The following is a 16,569-nucleotide window of genomic DNA, read 5'->3' as shown; positions in this document are numbered from 1 at the left end:
CTCCATAATCGGTAGCAAGTTCGGAAATTCTTCGGCTTGACGATCGAGCAGCCTAGCACCATACTCGCCAGCGAGATCGCCGATCTCGCCGCAATCGAGTTGACCTAATTGCACCATCCGTCCGGCTAGTTCATAATTAGGGACGGGGGCTTCGAGTAAATTATGACCGAACCTGTCGAGCCATTCGAGCCATTCTGACTTGCGGACTCGCTGCCTAATTTTGTTAAAAAAGCCGATCGCGCGGGGTTGTTGCCAGCCATGAGCTACTCCTTCGAGCAACTGCATAAATAGATATTCCCGATCGGTATCATCTAGAGGTGGTAACTCAGCAGTAGGCGCGAATCGATTGCTCGATTTACTCGCACCTCGCCCGAATAATTTGCGAAACCACCGCATGAATGACTGCCAGATTTTTTTTAACATTTACTGATTCCTTAGATGCACAATTTAGGTACATTCGATCTAGAGTATCGTAGAGAGTAGTGCTATGCAAATCGTCTCAACTGAGACATCTGACTTTTAGCCACACCTCTTCTTTATTTATCCCGCAGATGGCATATATACCTCTACATCATAAATATAGACCACAAACTTTCGCCGATTTGGTCGGGCAAGAGGCGATCTCTACGACATTGACTAATGCACTGCGGTTGGAGAAGATTGCCCCAGCATACCTGTTTACTGGGCCACGGGGAACAGGCAAAACTTCTAGTGCGAGAATACTGGCTAAGTCTCTTAATTGTATGGCGAGTCAGGTACCTACAGCGCAACCTTGTGGTAAATGTGAGGTCTGTAGCTCAATCGCCCTCGGTGCTGCGCTGGACATCATTGAAATTGATGCTGCTAGCAATACCGGAGTAGACAATATTCGCGAACTGATCGAACGCGCCCAATATGCCCCCGTTCAGTGCCGCTATAAGGTTTATATCATTGATGAGTGTCATATGCTGACCACGGCAGCATTTAATTCACTGCTCAAAACACTCGAAGAGCCACCAGATCGAGTAGTATTCATCCTCGCAACTACCGATCCACAAAGAGTTTTGCCCACGATTATCTCTCGCTGTCAGCGGTTTGACTATCGGCGGATTCCAGTCGATGCTATGGTCAAGCATCTGGCCTATATTGCCAAGGTCGAACAGATCGAGATCGCTCCAGCATCTGTAACACTAATCGCCCAAATCGCTCAAGGTGGCTTGCGGGATGCGGAGAGCATACTCGACAGACTGAGTTTGCTTGATGGGGAAATCACACCCGATCGAGTGTCCGATGCGATCGGTTCGGTGCCGGAGCGAGATTTGATCGGTATATTACAAGCAATCGCTACAGCCGATCCCGAAAGTGTAGTCGATCGCACTCGCAAGATCCTCGAACGTGGTAAAGAACCGCTCACTGTCCTCCAAAACCTCGCAGGTTGTTATCGGGATCTGTCGATCGCCAAAACTGCCCCTCAACGCGCCGATCTAGTCGCATTCACAGAGGAAACTTGGACAGAACTGGTTAAAATCGCTCAGACTTGGCAACTAAGCTGGATTCTGGCTGGACAAAAACATCTCAAGGATAGTGAAATCCAACTCAAACATACTACTCAACCTCAATTGTGGCTGGAAATCGCCATCTTAGGGTTACTGACGATCGACACTCAGTCCGCTGTAGCTCCGGCTAATAATCCACCCCTACCGATCGCCCGTCAGGTCGCATCGATACCACCCAGCCAGCCCGATCGGATAGCAGTCGCTGTGCCCCCTCCAGCCGCAGCAGTAGCCCCCAAAATGGCGATCGAGACAAACGACCTACCTAGCACCTGGGAACAGGTCTTACAGCAGCTTTTACCTGCTAGTCGGGATTTATTTAAACCCTTCGGTAAATTAATCTCAATTTCTGAAGCGCAGGCGGTAGTAGCGATGAAATCTAGTACCATGCAGTCGATCGCCAGTACCAAAGTACCCGAACTAGCGAAAGTATTTAGCCATCTACTCGGTCGATCGATCGCCGTAAAACTAGAAGTCTTGGGTCAAAGTCAACCCCAGCCTAGCTTCTCACTACCCGCACATCCCGCCCCAGTAGTTACTCCTGCCGCACCGCCACCGCTACCAGAATCGATCGCGTATCTACCTGAGATCGAGCAACCGATCCCACCCCCAGAAACACAGCCACCCGAACAGAGCATTCAAGCACCATTAGCTCCAGTAGATCTATTTCAACCAGAACCGCCGCTGGATTTTGCCGAACCGCCCGAATCACTGGACGTAGAACGAGCTATACATACTCCATTAGTGGAACTAGAAGAAGTAGAAGAAATAGAAGATCTAGAAATCGACCCCCTATTACAAATGGCGACAGATAATATCGTCAAAGTTTTCAATGGCAAAATCATCGATCGCACTCACGATTTATTCGATCGAATTGTTGGTAACTAATCCCTGGCTCCGTAATTCATAACAATCGAAGCGATCGACTATTTTCCTGACAAATAGCTATCCAGCGCGATCGCAAATTGGTCGATCGATCTGGGAGCTGGAACTTGCGGCATGTTGGGAGCTAGCCGCGACCACATCTGCCACAGTAGCGGCATTCCCAACTCAAAATTCGGCATCGATTGAAGCTGTTGAAAGACTGATATAGTTTCACCCTCAGCAATTAACTTGCCCTCATCCATCACCAAAATCCAGTCAGCCCATCGATACACAAAATCTAAATCGTGGGTGGCAATTAGTAGGGTGGTGCCGAGTTTAGCGATCGCATCTAGCTCCGTGAATAGGTTCCGAGTTTGAATCGGATCGAGATAAGCAGTTGGTTCGTCCAGCAGCAATAATTCGGGCTGCAATGCCATCACACCAGCAATACTTACCCGCTTTTTTTGACCTAAACTTAGGTGTTGGAGCGGTGACATTGCCAGGGTTTCTAAGTTGAAATCGGCGAGAATTTTAGTTACTTTTGCAGCTACTTCTGATCCGGCTAAACCTTGATTGCACAGTCCATAAGAAATATCTGCGGCGACGGTGGGTGCGACGAGTTGCTGTTCGGGATCTTGGAATACTAAGCCTACCCGTTGTCGCCACCGTTTGAGAGTGGCTCGATCGAAAGTCAGTGGGGTACGATCGAGTGTAACTGTGCCTCGATCGGGTTTAGACAATCCATCGGCGATCGCGAACATGGTAGACTTACCACAGCCATTTTGACCGATCAGTGCCGTCTTCCGCTGTCTGGGCAACCGCAAGCTCAACCCCTGCAACGTGGGAGCTGTTGCCATCGGATAACTGTAATAAACATCGCGAAATTCTAGTAGATATTCAGACATAGCAGCGATATAGTATTTCCCCAACTACCAGCACCACACAACCTGCGATCGATTCTCGCGCATAACGCGGCGAATATTGATATACATCAGGTTGCCAAAACCGAAATTCTTGCTCGAAGCCTCGCGCTTTGACTCCCAAAGTCAACTGTTGATAACGGTTAGCCGTCCGCTGAATTAACTGTCGCACTAATAGATTCAAGCTATTCATTTTCAGCCGATGAGTCCGATAACCACCGCGCGAGACTTGAGCGGTAATAATGTTTTGGGCTGTGTCTGATAATAGAAAAATAAAGCGATAAATTAACAGCGATAGTTCGATGAGAATTGATGGGCAACCAATTTTCTGACAGGTAGTAGCTAGATCGATCGCGGGAATAGTTAGTACGATAAAAAATAACGCGGAAGTACTTGCCACAGAGCGGATCGTCACTTCAAGTGCTTGAATCAAACCATGATGACTGAGATAGATCTGTCCGCTCCATACACCTATTTGCCACAAACAATCTGCCCGATCTGATGAAATGCCACTAGTATAATTGAGTACTAGAGCTGGCAAACTAGTCACCAAAAATGTCATCACTCCCAGCATCATCGCACTGTAAATTTGCGGCGGAATGCCTGCATAAACCACGATCCAAACGCTCATCCAGACAAATATGCCGATTTGTACTGGGAAGTGAGCGATCGAGGCAAGCAGCAGCATAGCTAGCGCAAACCAGAGTTTTTGCGCTGGTGGTAGCTGCCGCAGCCGATTGCTGTAAGCGAGAGTATCGATTTGAATATTCACTTATCGGGATCGATTGAAATCGCAGCTTCATCGGCTTTTCGGCGTTCGGTTCGACCTTTATATAAACCTAAAATATAACAAGTCACCCCCGATCCGATCGCGGCTTGAGTTGCAAATAAAAAGGTTTCTACTTCACCACCGGATGGCTTGATTATAGGCGAAAACCACGGTTTATATCCAGGTTTAACTTCTTCGATCGCTGTGATGTTGATACTATCAGTTGCCTTAAATTCTTTGCCTTGAAAGATTAAGACTGGAGCAAAAGATAAGACTATAGCAGTACCTAATAACCAACTATTCGCTAGTTTTGACATTTAAATTAGTCCCCTGTCGAAATATTCCGAGTATTTTTAATTCCTGTTGTCCGTAATCTTGGAGCCAGTTCCACACTAACAATGTCAATAAGCCCTCACTGATTGCCAAGGGGATCTGGGTAACTGCAAATACACCTACAAATTTGATAAAAGCCGCCATAAATCCACCCTGTGCCGCCGGAAAAGCCAAGGCTAACTGCACAGCAGTCACTAGATAAGTACATAGATCTTCTAACATCGATGCCAAGAATACCGCAACTTTCTGATGTCCCGTTCGCGCGATCGCATTGTAGACAACATAAGCAACCATTGGGCCGACAATCGCCATCGAAAAGGCATTTGCGCCCAGAGTCGTTAGCCCTCCGTGTGCGAGGAGTACAGCCTGAAACAACAACACTAACCCGCCGATGACTGACATCACTAGGGGGCCAAACAGAATCGTCCCTAGTCCCGTCCCTGTGGGGTGAGAGCTACTCCCATTGACTGAGGGAATTTTGAGTGCAGACAGCACAAACGTAAAAGCTCCAGACAATGCTAGCAACAGTTTCAGTTCTGGGTGTGCTTGGGTAATCCGGTGGAGAGAGCGTAAGCCTAATAGAAAGAATGGTAAGGCAACTATCCACCACAATACTGCCCACTCGATGGGCAAATACCCCTCGGCAATGTGCATGGCATAAGCTGGTGTCGGTGAGCCAATAACTAAGTACGCGCTCAAACCGACCATTGCTAGCAATGTCGCAAATTTTTTAGACCGATATTTTGTCACCTTGAACCTCGCAGATGAACGGGATGTGTTTTAACCAATGGGTGTTCTGACTCAGTTAATTCCAAATTTACCACGACCTAGTTAGCAAGTCATGGCACCTTGAATACATTACAGTTGCGGGACAGCGTTGGATTGCACACCAATCTTTCCCCATTGATTTCCGTGGCTACCTACTTCCAGAACCAATCTTGGGAGCGGTTGTGCCAACGACTGGGTTCATCCTAGCACCTCAGCGTCGGTATCGATCGAGATTATTGAGAATAAGTATCATAAGCGGAGCTAAATAGCTTTAGTTATCAATTATCTGCTTGGTGCGCTGTCTTGTCGTTTTTTTATTCGGCGGCGTTTTATGCGGGGGGAACCCCCGCATAAAAAACGCCAAGACGGGGGAACCCCCGCAAAAAAACGCCGCAAAACCGTCGGGGAACAAAGGCGTGCGCGCATCCGCAATTATCAATTATCAATTACTTATCTTGCGCCTAATTGTTGCAATACTCGAATAATCTGAGCGTGTTGACGATCGCCATGTTGGTGTGGCTTTTCATTCCGAAAATCGAATTGATATAAACCCATTTGGGCATATTCTAGAGCTGAATAACTCTGAGATTCACCCGCTGGAGCTTGAATATCTGCACCCGCATCGATTAATAATTGGACGATCTCTCCGTAGCCTGCATAAGCAGCACTAGCGATCGGTGTAAATCCTAACTTATCCCTGAGATTAACATTGGCTCCAGCGCGAATCAATAGCTCGACGATCTGGGTATGCCCTGTGGCTGCGGCACTCCCAATTGCGGCACCGCGATCGAGATCTAGATTAACTTTAGTTGCCAATAGAGAGCGAACTCGATCGACCTTACCAGCACGCGCAGCCTGGATCAGTTGAATTGATTCTAGCCCTGCGGTGGAGGCACCTGCCTGCATCAGTAGATTGAACATCGGATAGTTTTCGGCGGCGGCGACTGCTGTCAATACAGTATGTCCACAATCGTCTTGGAGATCGAGATCCGCGCCTGCTGCGATGGCTGTCTCCACACACTCCGTATAGCCAGAACCAGCCAGAGCAGCATAGAAGATCGCTGTTTGACCGCCGACACCACGTTGATTGACATCAGCACCACCAGCAATCAGGAGTTTGACTACATGCTGACGTTTGCTTGCAAAGAAACTTCCTGCCGCCAGCATCAGTGCTGTCATCCCAGCCAGACCCAAACCATCATCATCGCTGAGGAGATGGGGATCGGCTCCAGCCGCTAACAGGATATTGACGATCGATCGATGTCCGTGATAAGCCGCAGCCATCAACGCTGTATGTCCCCGAGCACCGATTTCATCGACCTCGATGCCGATTTCAATTGCTCGATTTACCTCATCGACGTTGCCCGTCGTCGCCATTTCGATGAATTTCTCCACTGGGCGATTTTGTTGGCGAATCCGGCGTTTTTGGGTGGCTTGCAGCAAGTGTTCGCCATCGCGATCGGCACACAGTCGAATCGCTGTATTCACCAACGGATATAAGTATTGATAAATCTCCCGCTCTTCACACTTGGCTGCGAGTAGAATCGGTGTCTCACCTCGACTCCAGACATTGACATTCGCCCCAGCCGTCACCAGCAATTGGACAACCGATCGATGACCGTTTTTGATAGCAGATAGTAATGCTGTCCAACCATCTTGCCCGACGGGGGTATTGATATCGACGCCGCGTGGGAGCAGCATCTGAATAACTTCGACTTCACCGCTTTCTGCGGCTAAACCTAGTGCTGTAGTAGCCGTACTGCCACAGTGAGGATTGGCTCCCGCCGTCAGCAAGCAGCCCACGAGATCGATGTAGCCGCGATCGATTGCCATTCCCAGCGGTGAATAACCTAAATGCCAATCATAGCGATCGAGACTAGCTCCAGCCTCGATCGCCTGTTGCGCCAAATCTAGATCGCCATCAATGACTGCTGCCATCAGCGAGGTATTTGTGGCATTTTCTTCATAGATCGGAGCCAGTTCTAGCTCGTCCTGTTTTGTCTTACTAGTTCCAAAAATATCCGTACTAGTCTGGGTGTCAGGATCGTAGTAATCACTGTCATCCTCATCACTGGTAGATCCAGATTGGCTCCCTGGAAATAAATTAGCATCGAGATCGCCGAGCAAGTGTCGCTCTGATGTAACCTCATGCCCAAATGTTAGTTCGTGGGAGCTGAGATCGTCGAGATCGATCGCATAAGTCTCACCGTCTTCCCAAGTTGCACTGGCTTCAAACCGATCTGGATCGACTCCTAACAGTTCGCGCTGATCCTGTGGCGCACCGAACCGATCCCCAGGAGCAGGTGGTGTCCGATCGACATCTATTTGCGGTAAATTATCCAGAACGTAGGTCATACTATCTTCCCATCGATCGATCGGCATCGATAGGCGATCTGGCTCTTCATTTGCTGCGATCGTCAGTCGATCTAGATCGGGGCTGAGATCGAAAGCATAAGTCTCTCCTGCTTCAAATTCGACATCAGTAGCCGAACGTCGAAGGGAAGTCATCGTGTGGGTATCTACAAACATATCCAGTCGATCTAACGTCGCTGGATTATCGGCATCATTCGCCGCAAAAACTTCATCTAGATCGAAGGCATAAGTAGCCTCAGCATCCGACGAGTTAAGATCTTGCCAATTAGCGGCGATCCGCTGCAAATCTGTGTTGTACTGGGGCACTACTGGCTGAGGAGCGATGGGGATCGTCCGCTCGACTTCAGTAGTATTATTGGCGGGTTGATGGATCAGATCGATTAAACTTTCAAACGGGATCTGCTGTTCGCGCTCCCCTAAAGGATTGGCAACTTGTGAGTTATTTACTGGTAAAACTGAATTGAGCTGTGGCTGAGGATTTGACTTGAGTACTTGCATTTGAGCACCAGCCGCGATGAGTAGATCCACGATCTCCAGATTACCTTGATGGCAAGCCACCGCCAAAGGTGTTTGTCCGCGCTCATTGGGACGATCGATCGCTACGCCTGAATCGAGCAGTAGCTTGACTCGATCGTAATTAACTGCTGCGATCGCGTCAAATAAGCTTTGAGTTTGGGGATCTACACTCATGATTGCTGTGTTCGAGTTTGCTGGGTGACAGGAGGTGTGCCCAAGGCACTGCCCATAGTTTCATCTTGCCCAGATTACCGCTCGAAATCACTACGATCGGCATTTTTTATTTGTGACGATCGCCAATTCAGGGTTCTCTCACCCCTATTCCCTACCTTCTGCCCCTAACATTAGCCGATAATAAAAATACTTCAGTCTTTCATTAGCGTCGATATGTTTGGTGTAATTCCTCTTAGTCTAGTTCTCATCAATGTCGGCGGGTTACTCACGCTCATCGGCTTTTTCGCATATGCGATCGACGATCCGACTTTCAACCTGATTGGTTTCTTTTACGGTATCCCCCTATTTTTGGGCGGATTGGCTCTCAAATCAGCAGAACTCGAACCAGTCCCATATACCAAAGTCACTCAGCCGAATACACTCAAGCTGCGCGAAGAACAAGCAACACCCACACTCAACCAAATTCGCAAAGATGTTACCCGCTTTCGGTATGGACAAGAAGCCCATTTAGATATTGCTTTAGAAAAACTCGGACTAGCTCCCAGCGATGACGATCGTCCAGTGCTCAAAGGTTTAGAAGAATCTGAAATCGGTGGAGCTTATGCACTGACTTTAGAGTTTTATTCCCCTTTTATGACAATTGATATCTGGCAAGAAAAACACGAAAAAATCACTAAGTTTTTTGGCCCAGATGTCAAAATTAAGATCTCACCAGATGATGAAGAGGAAGAAATTAATCTGACATTAATTGTCGATCGTGCCAAAGAACGGGTTACTTCTCCAGTCTAACTGCATACCATTGGAAATACTCTCCTGGGGCCAAATGCAGCTCGCAGATAGTGTCGATCATGTATTGCACCTGCTGGTCAACGCCCGTAATTTCTTGGACATCGAGTGGTAAATCATCCGCAGATGCGATCGCAATTTCTTTGAGTTTAGCAAACATTTCTGCTGGAGTAAATAACTGCTCCGGCCGATCTGTCTCTAAGAAAACATAAGCTTCGTTATTGAACATTAAAGAGTCAGTCATACCAAGGGTGAATGGTGAATGGCGAAAAGTGCGGTCTTGGGGTGTCCCCAAGTAGAGCACCTTTTCAAGACAGTGGATGGTGGATGGTGGATAGTGAATGGGTAAACCTCTACCCTTTACCCTTTACCCTCATCCCTAAAGCTAATACCTAACGTCTACTTCCTATTATGTGTGATGATCGACACAAAAAAATCCCTCCACATGCTGAGTAGAGGGACGGATCTCGACCGAAGTTTGTCGATCGATCGATTAGTTAGTAATAACCATTGTTGTAGCGATCGCCTCCTTCATTAAATGTATCATCCGCACTCGTGAGGGTGAATTTGTCGAGATTGGCGTTGAGCATGTCTTTTTGCTTTGCGCTCAAACCAGGAATATTCAGGACATCTTCTACAGTTTTGTAGGGAGCATTGTCTACTACTTTACGCGCGATCGTCGGGTACAGACCTGGATACTTCCGAAATGACCGGACATTGGTATTGTTGAGGTCGATTTTCTTACCAAATTCTGTCCCTAATTTACTATCGGCACTATTGCGGATCACTTCTCCAGTTGCGGGGGAGCTTGCCAAGAGCGTGGAGCTATTCCAGCTAGCTGCCATTGCTTGGGGGACGACACCAACTAAACAAGTCAAACAGAGACTAAAGGCAACGAGCAGACGGGCAAACCGTTTCATAAAATATTTTTTCCTAACACAGCATCTTATATTCTCTATTATTTTACCTTAATTTAGGCTTTAGGTTTTAGGCTTTAGGCTTTAGGGATTAGGACGCTTGCGTCCGTCTAACCGCTATTCCTGGCTCTTGATTCCTCAAACCTAAAGCTTAAAGCCTAATCCCTAATCCCTAGTCCGCCTCAAACCCTAAAGCCTAAAGCCTAAAACCTAATCCCTAGCTCCGTTTCCAGCTCACCTTCGGCAAGATCTGCGATCGATCGACGCGATGTTGATATTTGACAGCAAAATTCAAGAGGGAATCTAAGAGTGAATCGGAGAGGAAATGCGGTTGGAGTCCGAGGTTGAGTAGATTGGTATTTTTGGCATTAAAATAATGATCTTCAGCTTCGATCCGAGGATTGTCGATCGTCTCAATCTCGACATCCAATCCGAGCGCGATCCCTGCTTGCTTGACCTTGAGGGCGAGATCGTTGATGCTAAACATCTCGGTAAACTGGTTAAAGACGCGGAATTCCCCAGCTTTGGCGGGATTGGAGATGGCGAGTTCCACACACCGGATCGTATCGCGGATGTCCAGGAAGGTGCGAGTTTGACCGCCTTTACCATAGACTGTCAGTGGATGTCCGATCGCGGCTTGGATACAGAAGCGATTGAGAGCCGTACCGTAGATCCCATCATAGTCGAGACGGTTGATCAACATTTCGTCCATCCCTGTCTCTTCGGTGAGCACCCCATACACCACCCCTTGATTGAGATCCGTGGCGCGCAAACCCCAAACTTTACAGGCAAACTGGATATTGTGACTATCGTGAACCTTGCTCAGGTGATAAAAACTACCTGGCTGTTTGGGATAGGGTAAAGTATCAGTACGACCGTTATGCTCGATCGTGATGTAGCCTTCTTCGATATCGATGTTGGGTGTCCCATATTCACCCATCGTCCCCAGTTTGACGAGATGACAGTTGGGAAAATCATCCCTCAGCGCGTACAACAGGTTGAGAGTACCACCGACGTTGTTTACCTGCGTCAGTACCGCATGTTCGCGGTCGATCATCGAAAATGGTGCCGAACGCTGTTCGCCAAAATGGACGACAGCCTCGGGTTGAAATGCTTGTAAAGATGTTTGCAAGAAATCGTAGTTATTGATGTCCCCAATGAACAAATCGATCTCTTTACCAGTCAGTTTTTGCCATCTCTGAATCCGGTGGTGGATGCTGGAGATCGGTGTGAGTGTCTCTACTCCTAGTTCTAGATCCCAATGCCGCCTCACCAAACTATCCAAAATTCCGACATCATACCCCCGGTTGGACAGGTACAGCGCAGTTGCCCACCCACAATAACCATCACCGCCAATTACCAGGACTTTCATAGAGACACAACAGTAGATTTATTAATTTTATGAGCCAGTATTCGCTCAATGTATCAGGACAAGTGCAAACAAGTAAACCACAATCCCCAAACAACCAGGTTAAGAACAAGTTAAGTATCGACCGAAATTCAGCTATCTAGCTGAAAAACTTCTTAAATAACACTCAAAATCGCCAATAAGAATGATATGTCAGATACCCATACCACCTCCATCAGTCGTCAGACGATCGCCACACCGGGCAAAAAGATCGTGCTGACAGATTACGATCCCGCAGCTACGGGCAAATTCACCAAAGAGTCCGCTCAAGTCAAACTAGCTGCGGACATCCTCCGATTGGCAGAGTATCAGACTATTCTGTACGCTCAAAACAAATTCTCACTCTTGATTATCTTCCAAGCAATGGATGCGGCAGGCAAAGATAGTACCATCAAGTCTGTGATGTCAGGGATCAATCCTCAAGGTTGTCAAGTTTACAGCTTCAAGAGTCCGTCAACTGAAGAATTAGACCATGATTACTTGTGGCGTACTCACAAAGCGATGCCCGAACGCGGTCGCATTGGTATTTTCAATCGATCGTACTATGAAGAAACCTTAATCGTCCGCATTCATCCCGAACTCCTGGCCGTCCAAAAGTTACCACATCTAGATCTCAACCAGATCTGGTACCAAAGGTTTCAAGAAATTAATGACTTTGAACGGTATCTCACTAATAATGGTACAGTCATCATTAAGTTCTTCTTAAATGTTTCAAAATCAAAGCAAAAAGAGCGATTTCTAGAGCGAATCAATGAACCACAGAAGCACTGGAAATTTAATGCTGAAGATACTAAAGAACGTGCTTATTGGGATGACTCTTGATGCGCTGTCTTGACCCAAACACATGCGGAGGGCACCTCCGCGTGATTTGGGTCGCTAAACCCTCGGGGAACCCTACGTATCGCGCATCGCTACCCTCTACCCCCTACTCTCCAACCATGAAAATTGCCGACTTACGCAAAAACTATACTCAAGCTGGACTACTAGAATCAGACGTAGTTGCCGATCCGATTGCGCAGTTTCAAATCTGGTTCGAGCAAGCCGTGGCGGCGGACTTATTGGAACCAAATGCGATGACTATCGCCACCGTCACCGCTGAGGGCAAACCTTCGGCGCGAATTGTCCTCCTCAAGGCTGTAGACGAGCGCGGATTTGTATTTTATACCAATTACAACAGCCAAAAAGGTGTCGAGCTGAAACATTCTCCCTATGCCGCTCTAGTCTTTCTGTGGGGCGATTTGGAGCGACAAGTACGGATTGAGGGTCGGATCGAGTTAGTCGCCACATCAGAAGCTACAGCCTATTTCCACAGCCGTCCAGCCAGCAGTCAGCTCGGTGCATGGGCGTCAGCCCAAAGCACGATCGTCCCCGATCGATCCGTCCTCGAACAGAGATTGCACCAACTAGAAACCGAGTACCGCGATCGTGAAATTCCCAAACCGCCGCACTGGGGTGGCGTGCGTGTGATCCCTCAAGAGATCGAGTTTTGGCAAGGACGTCCCAGTCGGCTGCATGATAGGCTCCGCTACCAATTGGTAGATGGTAACTGGCAGATCGATAGGCTTTCACCATGAATTAGGCTTTAGGCTTTAGGCTTTAGGGTTAGGAACTGCGTTCTTGTGGTTCTCGGTTCCCACATCGCTACCCTTTACCCCCTACCCTCTACTCCCTAAAGCCTAAAACCTAATAACTGCCCCTTCCACCCCCTAAAGCCTAAAACCTAAAGCCTAAAGCCTAATCTACCCTCTGCTCCAGCCCAAAACCCACCAGCGTAATCACTGTCGGGACTTCACCTGGTTGAGGGCGTTGATAAGTGACGATCGTGCGGAGCCGAGTGGTGGGCGAAACGAGCCGTAGTTGGTCTACCGCCACCGATCGACTGTAGTATGTCACCAGTTCCAAAGTTTGCCGACTGGCTAGATAGGTAAATCGTCCATTAATCGCGCCCCGCTCTGAATAACCCTCATCCCGCAAATACAATCCCTTCATCAATTCATGGCTTTCGAGCATTTCGGCAGCGAGCGGGGTTGCTGGTGCGAGCGGATCTGTGGGGATCAAATGAGGAGCGACAATCGATCGCTCAGGCACAAATAAAGCTTTGAGATTCATCGCCACTCGATCGCCTTTTTCCGATACAGTATCAAAACCGATACTAAATCCAGGAAAGCGATCGATCTCGCTGGCTGCAATACTTTCAACGGGGAGAGCGGCTGAAGAAATGTGCTGTTTTTCGGCGGATGATAATATCCCGACGCTAAACTCTGTATATGAACGTTCTACTTCGTTTTGGAGTGGGTAGTGATAAGTCCGTTCGCTTTTCCACGTCCCCACACAAGCTGCAAAAAAGTCTTGAATTTCAAGCATATCGATCGTAATTATCTTTCAGATATTTTTTATAAACCTTAATTAGTTATTAACACTGCAATTATTCGCAAAAGTTAAATAATTCAGCAATAAATTAACAAATATTGATTTATTACCTAAAATCGGGTTAAGTTATCTCAAGATCGAAAATGGAATCAATCCAACAACAAATCGATACCTTGACCCGCAAGGTCGAGCAAGTTTATCACATTGTCGATCGCTTGGAGCGGCATATTTTTCAGAGCTTAGACTCTCCGGTCGTCGGTGGAGCAGAAACAGCGATCGACGGGATACTCGATCGGTACGCTGGTGGTAAAAATGCACTGAGATTGCCGCCAGAGGGGATCGGCTACAGCAACAGGGGCTATGCAGATCTCCCAGGTGGCTCGAATTACTGCTATGACAAGGCTGATTGGGTAATTGCTCAACAAGATACGTTAATTGATGGCAAAGGGATCGAGATCGCTCACCATCAGCTCAAGGAGCAAGATTTGTCGCCTCAAGTTCAAATCCAGCGACTCACCGCTCAACTAACCGCAGCATACAATCGCATCGCCGCACTAGAAGAGCAATTACTTGCCAATCGGTGGAAGTAGATTTAGCTCCCAAAACTTCTCTTTACCCGCCATCTACAACCTCGGACTTGTGTGAAAGAGCTAGATTTATTCCGGTACGATGCGCTAGCAATAGTTGTCCTGAAATTGCTACCAACAACACATCAGTTACTTAGGCTGACAGGTATGATATCATTGTTTTGGTGAGTTTAATACAGATCGCATTAGCTAGTTATTAGCAACAATAGCGGATCGAAGATAGTTGCGATCGATTAATCTCCCAAGGGTTTAGCTATTTGGGTCAGTCTACCAATCAAAATCATCAAAGATTATCCACCCAATTGTGACCCAATGAAAAAACAGATTTTAGTGACTGGCGGTGCTGGCTATATAGGATCTCACACGATCGCCCAATTAGGTAAAGCTGGGTACGATCTAGTCATCTATGACAATCTATCTACCGGAGCTGCTAGTGCATTAACTTACGGTACACTAATCATCGGAGATCTAGCCGATCGACAGCAGCTAACTCAAGTTTTTGCCGAACACAACTTTGATACACTTCTACATTTTGCTGCGAGTATTTCCGTACCTGAGTCGCTCGTCAAACCGCTAACTTATTATAGTAACAATACAGCGAATACACTTAATCTACTCCATTGCTGCCAGCAATTCGGCGTAAATAAATTTATTTTTTCTAGTACTGCGGCTGTCTATGGACAGCCCACAGTCAACCCCATCAGCGAAGGCACCACCCCCCAGCCGCTCAATCCCTATGGCAGTTCCAAGCTGATGAGCGAACGCTTAATTCAGGATTATGCGCTGGCTTCCGACTTGAAGTATGTCATCCTCCGCTATTTCAATGTTGCAGGTGCTGCGATCGGTGGCAAGCTAGGACAATCTGGCACCAAAGCCAGTCATCTGATCAAGGTAGCTTGTGATGCGGCACTAGGACGACGCCCGAGCATGAGTATCTTTGGGAGTGATTTTGATACTCCAGATGGCACTGGAATTAGAGACTACATCCATGTTGACGATCTCGCTAGAGCGCATGTTGATGCCCTAGATTATCTCGATCGCCAAAGTGTCAGTCAGATCTTAAACTGTGGTTACGGTCGCGGCTATAGCGTGCGGCAAGTCATCGAGCAAGTCAAAGAGATCTCTGCTGTGGATTTCCCAGTCATCACCGCCCCACGCCGTGCGGGAGATCCCGCCTGTGTGATAGCTGCTGCCGAACGCATCACTCAAGTCCTCGGCTGGCAACCGCAATTCGACGATCTCGAAACGATCGTGCGGACTGCTCTAGACTGGGAAAAGAAATTAAATAACTTATAATATTCCCTATGTGGGGAAAGTTATTGAAATGACTAAAATTTTTACACCTAACGAAGCTGCTGCTTTAATTGAGATCTCTCCCAAGCGGATTTATAAGGAGATCGAGTATCGTATTATTCATTCAGACAACCCTAACCATCATCAGCTTTCCTTCGGAACGTTAGTTTATCTTCGCGCTCTCAAAGAAATTAACTTTAATTTTTCGGTCAGCTATCGAATTCACTTGTACGAAGCCTTACAAACAGCATGGGAACAGCAAGTTCCTACGTTAGAATTTGGCAAATTCTTCACTCTCAAGGTAAGTGCCATCTGCCAAGAACTCCAAACATTAATCGATCGATTTGAAGCTTGGAAAGCTGGGTTGGTAAGCAGCTCTGATATTTTAGGGGGCGAGATCGTTTTTCCAAATTCGCGATTGTCAGTGCAGCGAATTGGTGGCTCTCTGGAGCGAGGTGAATCCTTGGAGATATTGCGTGAAGACTATCCCTATTTAACTGATGAAGATTTGAATTTTGCGAGGCTCTATGTCAAAGCTTATCCCCAACAAGGCAGACCGAAAGTGAATGAAGTTTATAATTGATGAAGATATATCGCCGCGTGTGGCGAGGTATCTTTGTCAAGAGTTTTACTTTGATGCCATTGCTGTTAGGGATAGAGGTTTGCTTGGTGCTACAGATCGAGAAGTACTCGAATATGCTTTTAATGAAGATCGAATTTTAGTAACTGCGAATATTCGAGATTTTGAGAAATTGGCTAGTGCGTCTGAGATTCACGCAGGGATTGTTTTAATGCTAGATGGAGATTTGCTAGCAGCAGAACAAGTAGAACTAATGGCTACCGTAGTTCGAGTTATCCAGACTGAGATTGAGACAGGGAGAGATCTAGTCAATCGAGTTCTGTATATTTCAATTTCTGGGATTGCAAGATTTGAAAATTTACCTGCTTGACATTCTCAA

The 16,569-nt window shown here is 47.2% G+C and carries 16 protein-coding genes, 2 pseudogenes and 1 riboswitch; of the genes and pseudogenes, 8 read left to right on the top strand and 10 right to left on the bottom strand.

The window, feature by feature from the left end; all coding sequences use genetic code 11:
• Positions 1 to 423 (bottom strand): annotated as a pseudogene (locus ACEW9I_RS01025) (hypothetical protein); the annotation flags it as partial.
• A 128-nt stretch (positions 424 to 551) separates the two neighbouring features.
• Between ACEW9I_RS01025 and ACEW9I_RS01020 the strand changes: the two are divergent.
• On the top strand, positions 552 to 2,420 hold the full coding sequence (locus ACEW9I_RS01020) for a DNA polymerase III subunit gamma/tau (protein ID WP_373538517.1): 1,869 nt from the start codon (positions 552 to 554) through the stop codon (positions 2,418 to 2,420).
• Between the two features lie 38 nt (positions 2,421 to 2,458).
• Here ACEW9I_RS01020 and ACEW9I_RS01015 read toward each other — a convergent pair whose 3' ends face one another.
• From ACEW9I_RS01015 to ACEW9I_RS00995, 5 genes are all read right to left on the bottom strand, one after another.
• The gene (locus ACEW9I_RS01015; protein ID WP_373538516.1) at positions 2,459 to 3,301 is read right to left on the bottom strand and encodes an energy-coupling factor ABC transporter ATP-binding protein; all 843 of its coding nucleotides are present in this window, start codon (positions 3,299 to 3,301) and stop codon (positions 2,459 to 2,461) included.
• Positions 3,294 to 4,088, bottom strand: a complete 795-nt coding sequence (gene cbiQ, locus ACEW9I_RS01010) for a cobalt ECF transporter T component CbiQ (RefSeq protein WP_373538515.1) — start codon at positions 4,086 to 4,088, stop codon at positions 3,294 to 3,296. The genes ACEW9I_RS01015 and cbiQ overlap by 8 nt, the downstream gene beginning before the upstream one ends.
• Positions 4,085 to 4,402 (bottom strand): energy-coupling factor ABC transporter substrate-binding protein, encoded by a 318-nt coding sequence (locus ACEW9I_RS01005; protein ID WP_373538514.1) that lies wholly within the window; start codon positions 4,400 to 4,402, stop codon positions 4,085 to 4,087. The genes cbiQ and ACEW9I_RS01005 overlap by 4 nt, the downstream gene beginning before the upstream one ends.
• Positions 4,383 to 5,126, bottom strand: coding sequence for an energy-coupling factor ABC transporter permease (locus ACEW9I_RS01000; protein ID WP_373538518.1), 744 nt, complete (start codon positions 5,124 to 5,126; stop codon positions 4,383 to 4,385). The genes ACEW9I_RS01005 and ACEW9I_RS01000 overlap by 20 nt, the downstream gene beginning before the upstream one ends.
• 60 nt (positions 5,127 to 5,186) lie before the next feature.
• Positions 5,187 to 5,370, bottom strand: a riboswitch (cobalamin riboswitch).
• Between the two features lie 266 nt (positions 5,371 to 5,636).
• Positions 5,637 to 8,249, bottom strand: coding sequence for an ankyrin repeat domain-containing protein (locus ACEW9I_RS00995; RefSeq protein ID WP_373538513.1), 2,613 nt, complete (start codon positions 8,247 to 8,249; stop codon positions 5,637 to 5,639).
• 213 nt (positions 8,250 to 8,462) lie between these two features.
• Between ACEW9I_RS00995 and ACEW9I_RS00990 the strand changes: the two genes are divergently transcribed.
• Positions 8,463 to 9,038 carry a DUF2854 domain-containing protein gene (locus tag ACEW9I_RS00990; protein ID WP_373538512.1) on the top strand — a complete coding sequence of 192 codons (576 nt, stop codon included), beginning with the start codon at positions 8,463 to 8,465 and terminating at the stop codon, positions 9,036 to 9,038.
• Here ACEW9I_RS00990 and ACEW9I_RS00985 read toward each other — a convergent pair.
• The 3 genes from ACEW9I_RS00985 to ACEW9I_RS00975 all read right to left on the bottom strand — a co-directional run bounded on the left by ACEW9I_RS00985 (position 9,022) and on the right by ACEW9I_RS00975 (position 11,324).
• The gene (locus ACEW9I_RS00985; protein ID WP_373538511.1) at positions 9,022 to 9,279 is read right to left on the bottom strand and encodes a chlororespiratory reduction protein 7; all 258 of its coding nucleotides are present in this window, start codon (positions 9,277 to 9,279) and stop codon (positions 9,022 to 9,024) included. The two genes, ACEW9I_RS00990 and ACEW9I_RS00985, sit on opposite strands and share 17 nt — an antisense overlap.
• A 253-nt stretch (positions 9,280 to 9,532) precedes the next feature.
• Positions 9,533 to 9,955, bottom strand: a complete 423-nt coding sequence (gene psbU / locus ACEW9I_RS00980; protein WP_373538510.1) for a photosystem II complex extrinsic protein PsbU — start codon at positions 9,953 to 9,955, stop codon at positions 9,533 to 9,535.
• A gap of 214 nt (positions 9,956 to 10,169) precedes the next feature.
• Entirely contained in the window at positions 10,170 to 11,324 is a 1,155-nt protein-coding gene (locus ACEW9I_RS00975) for an NAD-dependent epimerase/dehydratase family protein (RefSeq protein WP_373538509.1), read from the bottom strand.
• A 186-nt stretch (positions 11,325 to 11,510) separates the two neighbouring features.
• Here ACEW9I_RS00975 and ACEW9I_RS00970 point away from each other — a divergent pair.
• Positions 11,511 to 12,176 (top strand): annotated as a pseudogene (locus ACEW9I_RS00970) (PPK2 family polyphosphate kinase); the annotation flags it as partial.
• 122 nt (positions 12,177 to 12,298) lie between these two features.
• Positions 12,299 to 12,934, top strand: a complete 636-nt coding sequence (pdxH, locus tag ACEW9I_RS00965) for a pyridoxamine 5'-phosphate oxidase (protein ID WP_373538508.1) — start codon at positions 12,299 to 12,301, stop codon at positions 12,932 to 12,934.
• 160 nt (positions 12,935 to 13,094) lie between these two features.
• Here the strand turns inward: pdxH and ACEW9I_RS00960 are convergent, their stop codons facing one another.
• Positions 13,095 to 13,724: a phycobiliprotein lyase gene (locus tag ACEW9I_RS00960; RefSeq protein ID WP_373538507.1), complete on the bottom strand. Its 630-nt coding sequence runs from the start codon at positions 13,722 to 13,724 to the stop codon at positions 13,095 to 13,097.
• 149 nt (positions 13,725 to 13,873) lie between these two features.
• On the opposite strand from ACEW9I_RS00960, the gene ACEW9I_RS00955 reads away from it, so the two are divergent.
• From ACEW9I_RS00955 to ACEW9I_RS00940, 4 genes are all read left to right on the top strand, one after another.
• Positions 13,874 to 14,320, top strand: coding sequence for a hypothetical protein (locus ACEW9I_RS00955; protein WP_373538506.1), 447 nt, complete (start codon positions 13,874 to 13,876; stop codon positions 14,318 to 14,320).
• Positions 14,321 to 14,629: 309 nt separating this feature from the next.
• Positions 14,630 to 15,613, top strand: a complete 984-nt coding sequence (gene galE, locus ACEW9I_RS00950; RefSeq protein ID WP_373538505.1) for a UDP-glucose 4-epimerase GalE — start codon at positions 14,630 to 14,632, stop codon at positions 15,611 to 15,613.
• A gap of 28 nt (positions 15,614 to 15,641) precedes the next feature.
• Positions 15,642 to 16,193, top strand: coding sequence for a DUF433 domain-containing protein (locus ACEW9I_RS00945; protein ID WP_373538504.1), 552 nt, complete (start codon positions 15,642 to 15,644; stop codon positions 16,191 to 16,193).
• A complete protein-coding gene (locus ACEW9I_RS00940; RefSeq protein ID WP_373538503.1) occupies positions 16,177 to 16,560 on the top strand; it encodes a DUF5615 family PIN-like protein in 384 nt (127 codons plus the stop codon). Before ACEW9I_RS00945 ends, ACEW9I_RS00940 begins: the two co-directional genes overlap by 17 nt.
• Positions 16,561 to 16,569 lie beyond the last annotated feature (9 nt).

The organism is Chamaesiphon sp., assembly GCF_041738855.1.
Classification (GTDB): domain Bacteria; phylum Cyanobacteriota; class Cyanobacteriia; order Cyanobacteriales; family Chamaesiphonaceae; genus Chamaesiphon.
Note: the sequence above shows the minus strand (reverse complement) of the source record. Positions and strands in the feature narration are given on the sequence as shown.

What these genes read in the sequence shown, in the direction of transcription:
- ACEW9I_RS00955 (WP_373538506.1), top strand. Translation starts at nt 13,874, where the DNA reads ATGGAATCAATCCAACAACAAATCGATACCTTGACCCGCAAGGTCGAG.
- ACEW9I_RS00995 (WP_373538513.1), bottom strand. Translation starts at nt 8,249, where the DNA reads ATGAGTGTAGATCCCCAAACTCAAAGCTTATTTGACGCGATCGCAGCA.
- pdxH (WP_373538508.1), top strand. Translation starts at nt 12,299, where the DNA reads ATGAAAATTGCCGACTTACGCAAAAACTATACTCAAGCTGGACTACTA.
- ACEW9I_RS00960 (WP_373538507.1), bottom strand. Translation starts at nt 13,724, where the DNA reads ATGCTTGAAATTCAAGACTTTTTTGCAGCTTGTGTGGGGACGTGGAAA.
- ACEW9I_RS01015 (WP_373538516.1), bottom strand. Translation starts at nt 3,301, where the DNA reads ATGTCTGAATATCTACTAGAATTTCGCGATGTTTATTACAGTTATCCG.
- ACEW9I_RS00990 (WP_373538512.1), top strand. Translation starts at nt 8,463, where the DNA reads ATGTTTGGTGTAATTCCTCTTAGTCTAGTTCTCATCAATGTCGGCGGG.
- ACEW9I_RS01020 (WP_373538517.1), top strand. Translation starts at nt 552, where the DNA reads ATGGCATATATACCTCTACATCATAAATATAGACCACAAACTTTCGCC.
- ACEW9I_RS00975 (WP_373538509.1), bottom strand. Translation starts at nt 11,324, where the DNA reads ATGAAAGTCCTGGTAATTGGCGGTGATGGTTATTGTGGGTGGGCAACT.
- ACEW9I_RS00940 (WP_373538503.1), top strand. Translation starts at nt 16,177, where the DNA reads ATGAAGTTTATAATTGATGAAGATATATCGCCGCGTGTGGCGAGGTAT.
- ACEW9I_RS01005 (WP_373538514.1), bottom strand. Translation starts at nt 4,402, where the DNA reads ATGTCAAAACTAGCGAATAGTTGGTTATTAGGTACTGCTATAGTCTTA.
- ACEW9I_RS00945 (WP_373538504.1), top strand. Translation starts at nt 15,642, where the DNA reads ATGACTAAAATTTTTACACCTAACGAAGCTGCTGCTTTAATTGAGATC.
- ACEW9I_RS01000 (WP_373538518.1), bottom strand. Translation starts at nt 5,126, where the DNA reads ATGGTCGGTTTGAGCGCGTACTTAGTTATTGGCTCACCGACACCAGCT.
- galE (WP_373538505.1), top strand. Translation starts at nt 14,630, where the DNA reads ATGAAAAAACAGATTTTAGTGACTGGCGGTGCTGGCTATATAGGATCT.
- psbU (WP_373538510.1), bottom strand. Translation starts at nt 9,955, where the DNA reads ATGAAACGGTTTGCCCGTCTGCTCGTTGCCTTTAGTCTCTGTTTGACT.
- ACEW9I_RS00985 (WP_373538511.1), bottom strand. Translation starts at nt 9,279, where the DNA reads ATGACTGACTCTTTAATGTTCAATAACGAAGCTTATGTTTTCTTAGAG.